Raw genomic sequence first — 383 nt, 5'->3', positions numbered from 1 at the left:
GATGACTCGCAGGGCGTGCCGCTCGCGCTCATGCAGGACCTCGCTCGCTACTGGGCGACCGACTACGACTGGCGCAAGTGCGAGGCGCGGCTGAAGGCCCTCCCCAACTTCGTCACCGAGATCGACGGTCTGGAAATCCACTTCATCCACGTTCGCTCGAAGCACGAGGACGCGCTCCCGCTGGTCGTCTGCCACGGCTGGCCCGGGTCGATCGTCGAGCAGCTGAAGATCATCGGCCCGCTCACGGATCCCACCGCGCACGGCGCGAGCGCGTCGGATGCCTTCCACGTCGTGATCCCGTCGATGCCCGGATACGGGTTCTCCGGCCAGCCGAACACGACCGGCTGGGATCCCGTGCACATCGGGAAGGCCTACGTCGAGCT

The 383-nt window shown here is 67.1% G+C and carries 1 protein-coding gene; it reads left to right on the top strand.

Annotated elements, in window-relative coordinates:
• The coding region (locus ACLQ2U_RS32215; RefSeq protein ID WP_425754648.1) for an epoxide hydrolase family protein at positions 1-383 on the top strand (383 nt) is incomplete at both ends.

The sequence above is a fragment of the Micromonospora sp. DT47 genome (assembly GCF_049844475.1).
Lineage (GTDB): Bacteria > Actinomycetota > Actinomycetes > Mycobacteriales > Micromonosporaceae > Micromonospora.
The sequence above is the reverse complement of the archived record's forward strand: the minus strand, read 5'-3'. Positions and strand labels throughout refer to the sequence as shown.